The organism is Paracoccus sp. SMMA_5_TC (genome assembly GCF_009696685.2).
GTDB lineage: Bacteria > Pseudomonadota > Alphaproteobacteria > Rhodobacterales > Rhodobacteraceae > Paracoccus.
Genome location: NZ_CP102355.1, coordinates 596,025 through 611,233 on the forward strand (window position 1 = coordinate 596,025; position 15,209 = coordinate 611,233).

Here is a 15,209-nt window from a genome sequence, read left to right on the forward strand (position 1 = left end):
ACAGGTTCCGGAACAGAACATGAAAATCAACCTTGGGACAACGGCCGCCCCTCGAATATGGTTTCCATAGAGAAAACCCCGGTCACCCGTTCCAGGTCCATGTCGGCGATCAATTGCTTGTAGAGCCGGTCATAGCCGGCCATGTCAGCCACCACCGCCTTGGCCATGTAATCCCATTCGCCGCCGATGCGGTGGAACTCGCAGATCTGCGGTAGCGATTCGATGCGTGCGCGAAAGCGTCGTGCCCAGACATCGTCGTGATGCCGGGTGCGGATCATCACGAATACCGTCAGCCCAAGACCCAGCGCCGCCGCATCGATCAGCGCCCGGCTGCCCCGCAGCACCCCCGATTCCGTCAGCCGCTGCAGGCGCCGCCAGCAGGCGTTCTGCGACAGGCCGACACGATCGGCCAGTTCGCGTTGCGACAGGCTGGCATCGCGTTGCAGCAGTGCCAGCAGCCTGTTGTCGATGTCGTCCAGTTTTACAGTTTGATCGTTCATATGACCACAATATGCGCGAAATTCCGCAAATCAATGCGATGATTCCTGCGCAGGCCCGGGTCAGAATGGCCGCAAGTGACGAAAGGAATGCCGATGTCTGCCTTTGACAGCTATCTGGCCGCGCTGGGCCCCGATCCGCTGGACGCCATCCGCCAGGGCCTGATCGGCCGCGATGCGATGATCGACGGCCCCTTCGGGCCACGCCGGCTGCTCTATGCCGATTACATCGCCTCGGGGCGGGGGCTGATGCCGCTGGAAAACTGGGTGATGCGCCATGTCCTGCCCTGGTATGCCAACAGCCATACCGAGGCCAGCCATTGCGGCGCCGCCATGACCCGACTGCGGCGGGCGGCACGGGCGGCAATCGCCGAAACGGTGGGGGCGGGGCCAGAACATGCGGTGATCTTTGCCGGGGCCGGGGCGACGGCGGGGATCAACCGGCTGGTGCATCTGCTGGCGGCGGGGCCGGAAACCACGGTGCTGATCGGCCCCTATGAGCATCATTCTAACATCCTGCCCTGGCGCGAATCCGGCGCCCGCGTGGTCGAGATCGCCGAGGCGGCCGGCGGCGGGCCCGACCTCGCGGCGCTGGATGCGGCGCTGGCGGCGGCGCCGGGGCGTGTGATCGGCAGCTTCTCGGCCGCCTCGAATGTCACCGGCACGCTCAGCGACGTGGCGGCGATCACGCGGCGGCTGAAGGCGGCCGGTGCCCTGGCGGTCTGGGATTACGCCGGCGGCGCGCCCTATCTGCCCATCGACATGGGGCTGGGCATGGACGCTGTCGTGGTATCGCCGCACAAGTTCATCGGCGGGCCGGGCGCCTCGGGCGTGCTGGTGCTGCGCCGCGACGCGGTGTCAAGCGACCGGCCCAGCCTGCCCGGCGGCGGCACCGTGCGCTTCGTCTCGCCCCAGGGGCACGACTATGCCACTGCCGTCGAGACCCGGGAAGAGGCCGGCACCCCCAATGTGCTGGGCGACATCCGCGCCGCTCTGGCCTTTCTGACCAAGGCCGCCGTGGGCCAGGACCGGATCGCGGCGCAGAACGCGGCCTGGCGGGCACTGGGGCTGGCGCGGTTGCGCGCGCATCCGCGCATCGAACTGTTGGGAAACCTTGATGCGCCGGCGCTGCCGTTCTTCAGCTTTCGCCTGCGCGACGGGCGCGGCGGCTTTGTCCATCAGCAACTGGCCACCCGGATGCTGTCGGACCTTTACGGCGTGCAGGCCCGGGGCGGCTGCGCCTGCGCCGGCCCCTATGTCCACCGCCTGCTGGGTCTGGATGCGGCAAGCTCGGCGCGGCTGCGGGCGGCGATCCTGGCCGGCGACGAACTGGAAAAGCCCGGTTTCGTGCGCCTTAACCTGTGCTGGGCCGCCGAGGAGGACGAGATCAAAACGATTCTGGACGCGGTCTGCGATCTGGCCTGGCAGGCGCCGGCCTATCTGTCGCGTTATGACGCCGATCCTGCTCGCGCCATCTTCAGCCCGATTGCTGCGGCCTGACAGGCGGGGGAACGGCGCGAATATGCCGGCACAGCCGATCCCCGTGTCGCCGCGCCGCCCGCGCGAGCAGGCCGCCAGGACCCGCCGGGCGGCCTGATCGGCATGACGATCACCACAGGGCCAGCCCAAGGGATCAGGGGCGCCCTGTCGTCCCCCCTGACGAAGACACCGCTGCCGCGGATCGATCCGCCGGTGGCGGGATGCGGGCCAGCTGCACCATCAGGATGCCGGCGGCGACAATCGCCGCGCCGACCACATCCAGCGCGCCGAACCGCTCGCCCAGCATCAAGGCGGCGATGATGACGCCAAAGATCGGCGACAGGAAATGAAAGGTCGCCGCCCGCACCGCGCCGACGCGCCCGACCAGCAGGAACCAGATCCAGGTTGCCGCAATCCCCGGCACCAGCACCGAATAGACCAGCGCTGCGACCAGCTCGGCGCTCCAGTGAATCGGGATCGACCATTCCCTGACCGCCGCCGGCACCAGCAAGGCCAGCGCCCCCACCGCCATCTGCAGACCCACGATCATCATCATGTTGCGGCTGCCGCCCGCCCCGCGCGCGGCCAGCGTGGCAAGCGTCAGCGCGATCACCCCGCAGACGCACAGGAACACCCCCCACAGGTCCAGCCCGTGACGCAGCCGCGCCCCCATGATCAGCGTCACCCCGACCACGCCGGCGATCAGGCCGATCACCGCCACCAGCCGCAGCCGTTCGCCGTAAAGCAGCCAGCCCAGAAAGGCCACGATCAGCGGCATGGTCGAGGCGATGATCGCCGAGACCGACGCCTCGACATATTGCATCGCCACCCAGCTGAACCCCAGATAGAGCGCGTTCTGGCAAAGGCCAAAGATCACCACCGTGCGCCATTCCCCCCGGTTGAGCCGCCAGCTTTGCCCCATGGCCCGCGCCAGCCCCACCGCGATCGCGGCCGAAACCGCAAAGCGCAGCACCAGGATGGTCAATGGCGGGGCCGCCAGCACGGCGATGCGGGTGGCGGTGAAGGCCGAAGCCCAGATCAGCGCGAAGCTGACCCCCATCGCGATTGCCTTCGCATCCATGCCGGCCCCCGTTGCTGCGCACCTGTCGGCCCATGGGCTAACAGATCGACAAGCGACCGCAAGGCCAAAGCCGCCCCGGTCCCACGGGCGCCAAACGACAAGGACCGCGCGATAGCGCGCGGCCCTGCCATACACGACTGCGATGCAGATCAGGCGTTGACGCTGTCCTTCAGCGCCTTGGCAATGGTCACCTTGACCACCTTGTCGGCGGGTTTGGTCATCATTTCCTGGGTCTGCGGGTTGCGCACCTGACGCTCGGGGCGGGCACGGCAGGCGACCTTGCCGATCCCCGGCAGCGTCACGGCGCCACCTTCGGCAACAGTGCGCGACACGACGGCCGACAGCGCGTCCAGAGCCGCCGCGGCGGTTTTCTTGTCGCTGCCCATTTCGTCGGCCAGCGTGGCGACGAGTTGGGTCTTGGTCATCGGTTTCGAAGCGGCCTGAGCCATATCCTGTCTCCTCGTTGTTTCCCGTTCGGGAAATTTTCGGACGCCACCTTGGCGGCACGAAGGCCGCTACACAAGCTTTTTGCGCCCATTTCAAGCGATTTCCTTGGAAAATCGCGGCGGGCAGTCGCGAAAACGCCGCGTTAAAGAAAGGCGGTCTCGTTAAAGGACCGCAGCTTGCGCGAATGGATGCGTTCCAGAGGCGTGGCGCGCAGCTTTTCCATCGCCCGAATGCCGATCAGCAGGTGGTTGGCGACCTGGGTGCGATAGAAATCGGTGGCCATGCCGGGCAGCTTCAATTCGCCGTGCAGCGGCTTGTCGGACACGCACAGCAAGGTGCCGTAAGGCACGCGGAAGCGAAAGCCGTTGGCGGCGATGGTGGCGCTTTCCATGTCCAGCGCCACGGCCCGCGATTGCGACAGGCGCTGCACCGGCCCGGACTGGTCGCGCAATTCCCAGTTGCGGTTGTCGATCGTGGCCACGGTTCCGGTGCGCATGATCGCCTTGAGGTCATAGCCGTCAAGCTGCGTCACCTCGGCCACCGCCTCTTGCAGGGCGACCTGCACCTCGGCCAGGGGCGGGATCGGCACCCAGACCGGCAAATCGTCGTCCAGCACGTGATCCTCGCGCAGATAGGCATGGGCCAGCACGAAATCGCCCAGGGACTGGCTGTTGCGCAGCCCCGCGCAATGGCCGACCATCAGCCAGGCATGCGGGCGCAGCACCGCGATATGGTCGGTCGCGGTCTTGGCGTTCGAGGGGCCGACACCGATATTGACCAGCGTGATGCCGTCGCCATCGGCACGTTTCAGGTGATAGGCGGGCATCTGCGGCATCTTGGCGCCGGTGGCGATCACGTCCTCGGGGCGTTCCAGCATCTGGTTTCCGGGCGCGACAAAGCCGGTATAGCCTGACGCGGGATCGGCCAGGGCGCGGCGGGCAAAGGCCTCGAACTCGTCCACATAGAACTGATAGTTGGTGAACAGCACGAAATTCTGGAAATGCTCCGGCAGGGTGGCGGTGTAATGGGCCAGCCGCGCCAGCGAATAATCCACCCGCTGCGCGGTAAAGGGCGCCAGCGGTTGGCTGCCGTCGGGATTGACCAGCCCGACCCCGTTCACGATGTCGTCGTTCATGGTGTTCAGGTCGGGCACGTCAAAGACATCGCGCAGCGAATAGCCCAGAACCCCTTCCTGCGGCACGTTCAGATCGCTTTGCGTGGCCACGGCGAAATGCACCGGCATGGGCGTGTCGCTGTCGCCCACCGCCACCGGCACGCCATGGTTTTTCATCAGCAGCCCGATTTGCTCGGTCAGATAGCCGCGGAACAGATCCGGTCGGGTGATGGTGGTGGCATAGACCCCCGGCACCGTCACATGACCAAAGGACAGGCGGGAATCGGTCTTGGTGTGGCTGGTGATGGTCAGACGCAACTGCGGGTAGAAGGCGCGATAGCGTGCCTGCGGCATGCCACCGCGCAGCGTGGCGACGAAACGGTCCAGCAGAAAGGTCGAGGCGCGCTGATACAGTTCGATCAGCCGCTCGACCGCCGCCGGGGCGGTATCGAAATATTCCAGCGCCGCCCGTTCCGGCGTCTCGATCGGCAGGGCATTTTCGCGGGTCATGGGAACTCCGTCATGTTTGCGCAAACTGTGCCAGCAGCGTCCCGCACTGGCAAGAAGGGCGCGCGCATCCTATCTGTTGGACGAAAGGGGTAAGCCGATGGATTTTTCGATACTTGACCTTGCCGTCGTGGGCGAGGGCCATGACGCGCGCGATGCCATCGCCAATTCCGTGGCCCTGGCCCGCGCCGCCGAGGGCTGGGGCTATCGCCGTTTCTGGCTGGCCGAACATCACAACATGCCGGGCATCGCCAGCGCCGCGACCGCCGTGCTGATCGGACATGTCGCCGAACATACCCGCAGCATCCGCGTCGGGGCCGGCGGCGTAATGCTGCCCAATCACGCCCCGCTGGCGATCGCCGAACAGTTCGGGACCCTGGCCACCATCCATGGCCCGCGCATCGATCTGGGGCTTGGGCGGGCGCCGGGCGGCGATGGCGCCGTCATGCACGCCCTGCGCCGCAGCATGGCGGGAAACGACGATTTCCCCAACGACGTGGTCGAACTGTTGCGCTATCTGGGGCCGCCGGTGCCCGGCGCTCGCGTCGCCGCCCACCCCGGCCAGAACACCAATGTGCCGGTCTGGATCCTGGGATCGTCGCTTTACGGGGCCAGCCTGGCGGCGGCGCTGGGCCTGCCCTATGCCTTTGCCAGCCACTTCGCCCCCGGCGATCTGGATCAGGCGGTGGCGCTGTATCGGTCCCGGTTTCAGGCTACCGAATTTGGCGCGCGACCGCGCTTCATGCTGGCGGTGAACGTCATCGCCGCCGACACCGACCGCGCGGCGCAGCGGCTGCGCAGCAGCCAGATGATCAGCTTTGCCCGCTTGCGGCTGGGCATGCCGGGGCTGCTGCCAGCGCCGGTCGACGATGTGGCCGCAGCCATCCCCGCCCATGTCCTGCCGCTGGTCGAACAGGCGCTGTCGGTCAGCGCCGTCGGCGCCCCCGACACCGTCGCCGAGCGCCTGCGCGAATTGATCGACCGTTATCGCCCCGACGAGCTGATCCTGGTCGGCAATATTCACGACCAGGCGGCGCGGCATCGATCCTTTGCCATGGCGGCCGAGATCCTGCGCGACCTTGCGCCGCGGGTGCCGGCATGAGGGCGCTGATCCTGGGTCATGGCTATACCGCCGGTTTTCTGACGCCGATGCTGCGCGCCCGGGGCTGGCAGGTCATCGGCACCACCCGCAGCGCCCCCCGGCGCGTGGCCGAGGCCGGGGCCGAGCCGGTGCTGTGGCCGGGCGACGAGGCGCGGCTGCGCGACGAGATCGGTCGGGCACAGGTGATTCTGGCCTCGGCCGCGCCGGGGCCACAGGGCGATCCGGTGCTGGCGGCCTTTGGCGCCGATCTGGCGCGGGCGCGGCCGCGTTGGCTGGGCTATCTGTCCACCACCGGGGTATACGGCGATCATGGCGGCGGCTGGGTCGATGAAACCACGCCATTGACCCCCGGCACCGCGCGCGGCCGCGAACGGGTCGCGGCCGAAGCCGCCTGGCGCCAACTGGCCGAAAGTCACGACCTGCCGCTGCACATCTTTCGCCTGGCCGGCATCTATGGCCCCGGCCGCGGCCCCTTTGCCAAGCTGCTGGCCGGCACGGCGCGGCGCATCGTCAAGCCCGGACAGGTGTTTTCCCGCATCCATGCCGAGGACATCGCCCAGGTGCTGATGGCCTCGATCGCGGCGCCCTCGCCCGGCGCGGTCTATAACGTCTGCGACGACGACCCCGCCCCGCCCGAGGCGGTGATCGCGCATGCGGCGCAGCTGCTGGGCCTGCCCCTGCCCCCGGCCGAGGACCACGACCAGGCCGAGATGACGCCGATGGCGCGCAGCTTCTATGCCGAAAGCAAGCGCGTCGCCAATGACCGCATCAAGCGCGACCTGGGCGTGACCCTGCGCTATCCCGATTTCCGCGCCGGGCTGGCGGCGCTGGCCCGGGCCGAGGGGCTGGCACCCTGATCGCTATTGCGCCGGGCGCGGCGCGATCGAGCAGCAGCCCAGCAGCATCCGCGACGGCGACGCCTGCCCGTCCAGGATCACGCTGACCGCCAAGGCATGGGCCCGGTCGGACATGCCGTCGGAACATTGTTCGGGACGCAGAAAGGCCGTCAGCCGGCCCTTGTCGTCGCCGGCGATGATGCCGCGCGTTGGCTCGCCCTCGACGCCGCGATCCATCACCTTGCGCAGGCTGAGCTGACGTTCGCCGGCGTCGGGTTCGCTGAACACCAGCCCCTTGTCGACGACGCGCAGTCCCCAGAACGGCTCGGTGCCAGCGCAGTTCAGCGTCAGCGGCAGTTCCGCCGGTTTCCACACCGCCGGCTGCGGCTTCAGAAAACGCAGCGCCACCCAGCCCGACATCTCGCCGATATTGACCCGACCCCATTTGCCGCTGGCGTCGCGATCCAGCAGTTCGATGCCCTTGGCGGTCGAGGCCAGCGTGCCGATGATCTTGCCCTGGCCGCTGGGGGTCTCGCGCACATTCAGCCGGTCCCAGGTCTCGACCACGGTGACATCGTAAAGGCTGGGCAGGAAATCCTGCGCCGATGCGGTCAGGGGGGCGGCCAGCATCAGGCCGGTCAACAGGATGCGCAACATGGGATCGCTCATGCTCAAAAGTGTCTGAAGTGCAATCATATCAAGGAACTTGCCGGCGCGCGAGCCTTGACGGTCGGGTCCGGGTCAGGCCCGGCGTTCGCCGATGCGGGCCACGCCCAGAACCTCGAGCACCCGTTCCTCGATATCGGCGGCGGACATTCGCGCCTCGTGATACATCGCCTCGGGGGTGGCGTGGTCGATGAAGGTGTCGGGCAGCACCATCTGGCGAAAGCGCAACCCGCCGTCGAACACGCCCTCGTCCGACAACAGCTGCGCCACCAGGCTGCCAAACCCGCCCACGGCGCCTTCCTCGATGGTGATCAGCGCCTGATGACTGCGCGCCAGCCGCAGGATCAGTTCGCGGTCCAGCGGCTTGGCAAAACGGGCATCGACCACGGTAGGCTTGATGCCGCGCGCCATCAGCGCCTCGCGCGCGCGCATCACCTCGGCCAGGCGGGTGCCCAGCGACAGGATCGCGACCCCCTTGCCTTCGCAGATCACCCGCCCCTTGCCGATGGGCAAGGGCGTGCCGCGTTCGGGCATGTCGACGCCGGTGCCTTCGCCGCGCGGATAGCGGAAGGCGATCGGGCCGTCGTCATGGGCGGCGGCGGTGGCGACCATATGCACCAGTTCCGCCTCGTCGGCGGCGGCCATCACCACCATGCCGGGCAGGTTGGCCAGAAAGGCGATGTCATAGGCGCCGGCATGGGTGGCCCCATCGGCGCCCACCAACCCGGCGCGGTCGATGGCAAAGCGCACCGGCAGGCGCTGGATCGCGACGTCATGCACCACCTGATCGTAGCCGCGCTGCAGGAATGTCGAATAAAGCGCACAGAACGGTTTCATCCCGCCTGCCGCCAGGCCGGCGGCAAAGGTCACCGCATGTTGTTCGGCGATGCCCACGTCGAAACAGCGGCGGGGGAAACGTTCGGCAAACAGGTTCAGCCCGGTGCCATCGGGCATCGCCGCCGTCACCGCCACGATGCGGTCGTCGCGGCCCGCCTGATCGAGCAAGGCCCGCGCAAAGACCGAGGTATAGCTGGGCGCGTTCGATTTCGCCTTGGCTTGGGTGCCGGTCGCCACGTCGAACTTGGCGGTGGCGTGGCCCTTGTCGGCGGCGCGTTCGGCGGGGGCATAGCCCTTGCCCTTTTTCGTCACCGCATGGATCAGCACCGGCCCGTCGGCCCGCGCCTTGACCGTGCGCAGCAGCGCCAGCAATTGTTCAAGGTCGTGGCCATCGACCGGGCCGATGTAGGAAAAGCCAAGCTCCTCGAACATGGTGCCGCCCACGGTCATGCCCTTGAGCATTTCCTTGGCGCGCTTGGCGCCTTCCTGCATCGGGGCCGGCAGCAGGCTGACCGCCCCCTTGGCGGCGGCCTTCAGTTCCTGGAACGGGCCGCGGGTGTAAAGCCGGGTCAGATAGGTCGACAGCGCCCCGGTCGGCGGCGCGATCGACATTTCGTTGTCGTTCAGGATCACGAACAGCCGCTTGCCGAGGTGGCCGGCGTTGTTGAGCGCCTCGAAGGCCATGCCGGCGCTCATGGCGCCATCGCCGATCACCGCGATGGCGTCGCCCGGATCTCCGCCCAGTTCGCGCGCCATGGCAAATCCCAGCGCCGCGCTGATCGAGGTCGAGCTGTGCCCGGCTCCGAACGGGTCATAGGGGCTTTCCGACCGTTTGGTGAAGCCCGAAAGCCCGCCGGCCATGCGCAGGGTGCGGATGCGGTCGCGCCGCCCGGTCAGAATCTTGTGCGGATAGCACTGATGGCCGACATCCCAGATGATCTTGTCGCGGGGCGCGTCGAACACGGCATGCAGCGCCACGGTCAGTTCGACCACACCCAGACCGGCCCCCAGATGGCCTCCGGTGACCGACACAGCACTGATGGTCTCGGCCCGCAGTTCGTCGGCCAGCTGCTTCAGTTCGCGGTCGCTCAGCGCCTTCAGGTCCGAAGGCAGCTGCACGCGGTCCAGAACCGGTGTCGCCGGGCGATGATGCGCGTCATGGGTCATGCATTGCCCCTTTCCGGGCGGGTTTCAGGCGTCGCGTTCGATAACGAAACGCGCCAGCTGTCGCAAGTTTCCTGCGGCCTCGCCATAGGGGGTCAGGGCATTTTCCGCGTTGCGCACCAGTTTGCGCGCCTTTTCGCGCGCGCCTTCAAGGCCCAGCAGCGACACGAAGGTCGCCTTGTTGGCCGCGTCATCCTTGTGCAGGCGCTTTCCCGCCTCGTCCTCGTCGCCGGTCACATCCAGGATGTCGTCCTGGATCTGGAAGGCCAGGCCCAGATTGCGCGCATATTCCGCCAGTGGCCCGGTATCCTCTTCCGCCATGATGGCGCCGGCGGTGGCGGCGAACTGGATCAGCGCACCGGTCTTGGCATATTGCATACGCTTGACGGCTGCCATGTCCAGGGGTTCCACTGCGGTTTCGGCGGCAATGTCCATTGCCTGACCCCAGACCATGCCGCGACCGCCGACCGCATCGGAAAAACCGCGGATCAGCGCCAGCCGGGCGTCAGGTGCACCGATGCGCGGATCGGTCAGCAATCCGAAGGCCAGCGATTGCAGGGCGTCACCGGCAAGAATGGCCGTCGCTTCGGACCATTGCACATGCACCGTGGGCAGCCCGCGGCGCAGGTCGTCATCGTCCATCGCCGGCAGGTCATCATGCACCAGGCTATAGGCGTGCAGCGCCTCGACCGCGGCGGCGACGGGCAGCGACTGGCTGTCGGCCAGACCGAACAGCGCCGCCGATTCCATCACCAGAAATCCGCGCAGCCGCTTGCCGCCGATACAGGCATAGCGCATGGCATCGGTCAATTCGCCCTCGGGCAGGCCGGCCATGGCCTCGTCCAGCGCCGCCTGCAGCTGCGCCCGGACCTGTTCGAGCCTTTCGTGCATCACAGCCCCTCGGCCGGGGTGGTGCCGGCCGGCTGGCCATTGGCGGCCAGGGTGATCTTTTCCACCCGCTCTTCGGCCGCGCGCAACAGCTGGTCGCAATGGGCGCGCAACTGCGCACCGCGTTCGTAAAGCGCGATCGATTCGTCCAGCGTCGCCTCGCCATGTTCCAGACGGCCGACGGTGGCCTCAAGTTCCTTCATCGCCTCTTCGAAGGACATGTTCCTGATCTCGGTCACGCGGCAGACTCCTTCAGCACCTCGACATGGGCGCGCGCCGAGCGGCCCAGAGCGGCCAGATCATAGCCGCCTTCCAGCGCCGATACCACCGGGGCCGCGCATTCCGCCGCACAGTCGCAGATCATGCGGGTAATCGCGGCAAAATCGCCCTCGTCCCAGGTCAGACCGGCCAGCGGATCGGCGCCATGGGCATCGAACCCGGCCGAGATCAGCACCAGTTGCGGCTGCCAGTCGCGCACCCGGGCGCAAATGTCGCGCCACACCGCCCGCGCCAGCGCGCCGTCGCTGCCGGCGGGCAGGGGCACGTTCACGATCTGATCGTGCGCCCCGCGTTCGCTTGCCGCGCCCGTTCCGGGATAAAGCGGCATCTGGTGACTGGATGCAAACAGCGCCCGGCCTTCGTTCCACAGCACGTCCTGGGTGCCGTTGCCGTGGTGCACGTCGAAATCCAGCACCGCCACCCGCTCGAGCCGGTGGTGATCCAGCGCCCGCAACGCCCCGATCGCCAGCGACGACAGCAGACAGAACCCCATGGCGCGGTCGCGTTCGGCGTGGTGACCGGGCGGGCGCATGGCGACAAAGGCATTGGCCGCCTGCCCCGCCAGCACCGCATCGACCGCCGCGCAGACCCCGCCGACGGCATGGCGCGCCGCGGTCAGGCTGCCCGGGGCCATATGGGTATCGGCATCCAGCATCGCCCAGCCCTGACGCGGCAGGCGCTGGGACAGCATCGCCAGATGGCTGGGCGGATGGGCGCGCAGGATGTCGGCGTCGGCGGCATCCGGGGCCTCGCGCCGTTCCAGCGTCAGATCCTGCAGCGCCGCCAGCACATGGTCCAGCCGTGCCACCTGTTCGGGATGGCCCGGCGGGGTCACATGGCCCTGCGCCGAAGGATGGGTGTAGAGCAGCGTCATCGGCCAAGGATTAGGCCGGCGACGGGAAGCGGGCAAGAAAATCCTGCCGCGACCGGTCAGGCGATCAGGCGCTGGCCGTCGTGGCCCGCGATCGTCACCTCGAGCAGGGTGCCCTCGGGCATGTCGCGGTCAAAGGCGACTTCGGTGAAATGCTCGGTGCGGCCCAGGCGCGGACCTTCGGTCAGCACCATGCGGCTTTGGCCGTGCTGCGCCTGCAGATGACGCAGCAGGGCGGCATCGCCGGCCGCGCGCAGCCGCGCGGCGCGCGCCTTGATCGTGGGTCCGGGCACGCGCGGCATCCGCGCCGCCGGGGTGCCCTTGCGGGCGGAAAAGGGAAACACATGCAGGAAGGTCAGGCCGCAATCCTCGACCAGCTTCAGGCTGTTGTCGAACATCGCATCGGTTTCGGTCGGAAACCCGGCGATGATGTCGGCGCCAAAGACGATGCCGGGGCGCAGCTTGCGCGCATCCTCGCAAAAGCGGATGGCATCGTCACGCAGGTGGCGGCGCTTCATCCGCTTCAGGATCATGTCGTCGCCCGCCTGCAGCGACAGGTGCAGATGCGGCATCAGCCGTGGTTCGCTGGCAATGGCCAGCATCAGGTTGTCATCGGCCTCGATGCTGTCGATGCTGCTGATGCGCAGCCGCGGCAGGTCCGGAACCAGGCGCAGGATGCGCATGACCAGATCGCCCAGCCGCGGCTGGCCGGGCAGATCGGCGCCCCAACTGGTCAGATCGACCCCGGTCAGCACCACCTCGTGAAAGCCGCGACCGACCAGACGCTTGATCTGTTCGACCACGACGCCCGCCGGCACCGACCGCGAATTGCCACGGCCATAGGGGATGATGCAGAAGGTGCAGCGGTGATCGCAGCCGTTCTGCACCTGCACATAGGCACGATGCCGACCGAAGCCGTCGATCAGGTGGCCGGCGGTCTCGCGCACCGACATGATGTCATCGACCTGCACCCTTTCGGTGCTGCCGATCAGGTCCGGGCCCTGCATCGCCGCCCAGGTGGCGGGCTGCATCTTTTCGTGATTGCCGATGACGCGGGTGACTTCCGGCATGGCGGCAAAGGTTTCGGGCTCGGTCTGGGCGGCGCAGCCGGTGACGATGACCGGGGCGCCGGGGTTTTCGCGCGCCAGCCGGCGGATTTCCTGCCGCGCCTTGCGCACGGCTTCGGCGGTGACGGCGCAGGTGTTGACGATCACCGCGCCCTGCAGGCCGGCCTGTTCGGCCATTTCGCGCATGGCCTCGGATTCATAGGCGTTCAGCCGGCAACCCAGGGTGGCAAGGATGGGCGGTCTGGGCTCTGTCATCCCCGCCATACCCCATCGAATACATGCGCCGTGGGCCCGGTCATCCACACCCCGTCGGCCCGCCAGTCGATGTCCAGAACCCCGCCGGGCACATTGACGCGCACCTGCCGCCCGGTCAGGCCGCGCCGCGCCGCCGCCACAACCGCCGCGCAGGAACACGACCCCGAGGCCAGGGTGATCCCGGTGCCGCGTTCCCAGATGCGCAGCAGGATTTCCTGCGGCGACAGCACCTGCACCAGTTCGACATTCGCGCGTTGCGGATAAAGCGGGTGGTGCTCGTGCTGCGGCCCGAAGCGTTCCAGATCCACCGCCGCCGCATCCTCGACGAAAAAGGTCATGTGCGGATTGCCCATGCCGGTGGCCACCGGATCGCCCGCGATCGGCAGGTGCAGGGTGTCAAGTTCCTGCGCCAGGGGAATCGCCGCCCAGTCCAGAACCGGCGCCCCCATGTTCACCCGCGTCTGCCCGCCACCCGCATCCTGGGCCTGCAGCACCGCATGTTCGGTCGCCAGCCGCAGATCGGGCGCGCCGGTTTCGTCCATCAGATAGCGCGCCACACAGCGCGTGGCATTGCCGCAGGCCGCCGACTGCGAGCCGTCGGCGTTATAGAAAACCAGCCGCGCATCGGCGTTCTGGCCGGGCAGAATCACCGCCAGCTGGTCGAAGCCCACGCCGCGATGGCGGTCGGCCATGGCCGCCACCGTGGCCGCATCGGGCAGCGCGCCGCTTTGGCGGCTGTCGATGACGACGAAATCATTGCCCAGCCCGTGCATCTTCATGAAGCGCAGGCCCTGGCTCTGGCCAAGGTTTTGCTGATGTTCCATGCCGCTGACATACGCCGCCGGAAAAGATTCTGCCAGAGGCGGTGATTTTTCCGCTTGACCCCGCCCGCCGCTGACCCTAGTTAGCCCCCCGTGCGATGGGCCCGTAGCTCAGTTGGTAGAGCAACTGACTTTTAATCAGTGGGTCACAGGTTCGAATCCTGTCGGGCTCACCACTTTCCCCTTACAGTTCAAGAACTTGACTGCTCCGTGCAGGATTGTTCGCACTGGGAAAGGCCCGTGCAGGCAGGCGTTTGCGCCGCCGCAGGTTGCGACGGCGCGTTGCCGGGATTTCAACCCTCTTTCAGATAGCGGCCGTTGACCCAGCCAGTCACCTGAACGCCGCCTGTCGTGGCGATTCGGCACCACCGGCTTTGGCCGATCTGGCGGCAGCCGAGATTGCGCACGCGCGCCCCCGCAGACAGACGGCCCAGGATCGTGCTGCTTGCCGAGGGCTCGGCACGGACGTTCAGCGTGTCGCCGGCGGGCAGGCCGCGCACGACGTAGAAATCGGGGCCATGACCGCCATCGCCCCCTTGCGGAGGCTGCACGGCTATCGGCGGCACCGCAACGCCCGAGGATTCACGCAGATAGCGCCCCGCGACCCAGCCGGTCACATCCATGCCGACGGTCGAGCGCACGCGACACCAGCGCCCCTGCTGCGTGGTCCGGCAGCCAAGATTGCGCACCACTTCGCCCTCGCGCAGCGTGGCCAGCGCCGGCGAACTGGCCGAGGGCTCGCGCCGGATGTTCAGCCGCTGTCCCTGCGCAATCCCGGTGACGGCCCAGAAATCCGGGCCGCCGTCATCGACCACGCCGCCCGGAGGCTTTGGGGCGCCTTCGACAAGGAACTTGGCCGAGACATATCCGGTCAGCTTGCCGTCCATGGCCTCGACGGCGCACCAGCGCACCGACCCCCCGCCAAGACAGGGCCCCTTCTTGACCCGGGTGCCATAGCTGAGCGTGCCCAGAACCGGAAAGATGGGGCCCGGCCCGCCGCGCACGTTCACCGCAGCGTTGCTGGCGATATTTCCGATGGTGACAACACCCGGACCCGTGACCGGCTCGGCCCGCTGCACGCCTTGGGACAGGGCGGGATCGGCCATCAGGACCAGGGCCAGCACAGCCGGCAGGGTCCAACGGGCACGCAGCCCGGTTTCACGCAATGATTGGAATGACATCTGGTTTTCTTTCCCCACGCCGACGACTCGGGCTCATGCTAGCAGCTTGGCGTGCAGCCGGCACCGCTTTTCACGCGAAGCGCAGGGAAAGGCACGAAAAAGTGCTGGGCCATGAAC

At 67.7% G+C, this 15,209-nt stretch carries 15 protein-coding genes and 1 tRNA gene; 4 read left to right on the top strand and 12 right to left on the bottom strand.

What is annotated here, in order from left to right; all coding sequences use genetic code 11:
* Positions 1-26: 26 nt before the first annotated feature.
* Positions 27-500, bottom strand: coding sequence for an Lrp/AsnC family transcriptional regulator (locus GB880_RS03000; protein ID WP_154494048.1), 474 nt, complete (start codon positions 498-500; stop codon positions 27-29).
* Positions 501-593: 93 nt separating this feature from the next.
* Here GB880_RS03000 and GB880_RS03005 point away from each other — a divergent pair, with 93 nt between their 5' ends.
* Positions 594-1,997 carry an aminotransferase class V-fold PLP-dependent enzyme gene (locus tag GB880_RS03005; RefSeq protein WP_263467276.1) on the top strand — a complete coding sequence of 468 codons (1,404 nt, stop codon included), beginning with the start codon at positions 594-596 and terminating at the stop codon, positions 1,995-1,997.
* Between the two features lie 133 nt (positions 1,998-2,130).
* Here GB880_RS03005 and GB880_RS03010 read toward each other — a convergent pair whose 3' ends face one another.
* The 3 genes from GB880_RS03010 to GB880_RS03020 form a co-directional block, all read right to left on the bottom strand.
* Complete coding sequence (locus GB880_RS03010) at positions 2,131-3,057, bottom strand: DMT family transporter (RefSeq protein WP_154494460.1); 927 nt, start codon at positions 3,055-3,057, stop codon at positions 2,131-2,133.
* Between the two features lie 149 nt (positions 3,058-3,206).
* The gene (locus GB880_RS03015; RefSeq protein WP_019352361.1) at positions 3,207-3,506 is read right to left on the bottom strand and encodes an HU family DNA-binding protein; all 300 of its coding nucleotides are present in this window, start codon (positions 3,504-3,506) and stop codon (positions 3,207-3,209) included.
* A gap of 140 nt (positions 3,507-3,646) precedes the next feature.
* Positions 3,647-5,128, bottom strand: coding sequence for an AMP nucleosidase (locus GB880_RS03020; protein ID WP_154494461.1), 1,482 nt, complete (start codon positions 5,126-5,128; stop codon positions 3,647-3,649).
* A gap of 97 nt (positions 5,129-5,225) precedes the next feature.
* Between GB880_RS03020 and GB880_RS03025 the strand changes: the two genes are divergently transcribed.
* Positions 5,226-6,227, top strand: coding sequence for an LLM class flavin-dependent oxidoreductase (locus GB880_RS03025; RefSeq protein WP_154494462.1), 1,002 nt, complete (start codon positions 5,226-5,228; stop codon positions 6,225-6,227).
* The gene (locus GB880_RS03030; protein WP_154550622.1) at positions 6,224-7,084 is read left to right on the top strand and encodes an SDR family oxidoreductase; all 861 of its coding nucleotides are present in this window, start codon (positions 6,224-6,226) and stop codon (positions 7,082-7,084) included. The genes GB880_RS03025 and GB880_RS03030 overlap by 4 nt, the downstream gene beginning before the upstream one ends.
* A 3-nt stretch (positions 7,085-7,087) precedes the next feature.
* Here GB880_RS03030 and GB880_RS03035 read toward each other — a convergent pair whose 3' ends face one another.
* From GB880_RS03035 to dapF, 7 genes are all read right to left on the bottom strand, one after another.
* Positions 7,088-7,732 carry an SH3 domain-containing protein gene (locus GB880_RS03035; RefSeq protein ID WP_229774442.1) on the bottom strand — a complete coding sequence of 215 codons (645 nt, stop codon included), beginning with the start codon at positions 7,730-7,732 and terminating at the stop codon, positions 7,088-7,090.
* A gap of 72 nt (positions 7,733-7,804) precedes the next feature.
* Entirely contained in the window at positions 7,805-9,733 is a 1,929-nt protein-coding gene (dxs, locus tag GB880_RS03040; protein WP_154494137.1) for a 1-deoxy-D-xylulose-5-phosphate synthase, read from the bottom strand.
* A 24-nt stretch (positions 9,734-9,757) separates the two neighbouring features.
* Positions 9,758-10,621, bottom strand: coding sequence for a polyprenyl synthetase family protein (locus GB880_RS03045; protein WP_154494138.1), 864 nt, complete (start codon positions 10,619-10,621; stop codon positions 9,758-9,760).
* Positions 10,621-10,857, bottom strand: coding sequence for an exodeoxyribonuclease VII small subunit (locus tag GB880_RS03050; protein WP_263467277.1), 237 nt, complete (start codon positions 10,855-10,857; stop codon positions 10,621-10,623). The genes GB880_RS03045 and GB880_RS03050 overlap by 1 nt, the downstream gene beginning before the upstream one ends.
* A complete protein-coding gene (locus tag GB880_RS03055; RefSeq protein ID WP_154494139.1) occupies positions 10,854-11,771 on the bottom strand; it encodes a histone deacetylase family protein in 918 nt (305 codons plus the stop codon). Before GB880_RS03055 ends, GB880_RS03050 begins: the two co-directional genes overlap by 4 nt.
* Positions 11,772-11,827: 56 nt before the next feature.
* Complete coding sequence (gene mtaB, locus GB880_RS03060) at positions 11,828-13,090, bottom strand: tRNA (N(6)-L-threonylcarbamoyladenosine(37)-C(2))-methylthiotransferase MtaB (RefSeq protein WP_154494140.1); 1,263 nt, start codon at positions 13,088-13,090, stop codon at positions 11,828-11,830.
* On the bottom strand, positions 13,087-13,914 hold the full coding sequence (gene dapF, locus GB880_RS03065; RefSeq protein WP_154494141.1) for a diaminopimelate epimerase: 828 nt from the start codon (positions 13,912-13,914) through the stop codon (positions 13,087-13,089). The genes mtaB and dapF overlap by 4 nt, the downstream gene beginning before the upstream one ends.
* Before the next feature lie 97 nt (positions 13,915-14,011).
* On the opposite strand from dapF, the gene GB880_RS03070 reads away from it, so the two are divergent.
* Positions 14,012-14,087 (top strand) — tRNA-Lys (locus GB880_RS03070).
* A 117-nt stretch (positions 14,088-14,204) separates the two neighbouring features.
* Here the strand turns inward: GB880_RS03070 and GB880_RS03075 are convergent.
* Positions 14,205-15,092 (bottom strand): SH3 domain-containing protein, encoded by an 888-nt coding sequence (locus tag GB880_RS03075; RefSeq protein WP_154494142.1) that lies wholly within the window; start codon positions 15,090-15,092, stop codon positions 14,205-14,207.
* Positions 15,093-15,209: the final 117 nt, after the last annotated feature.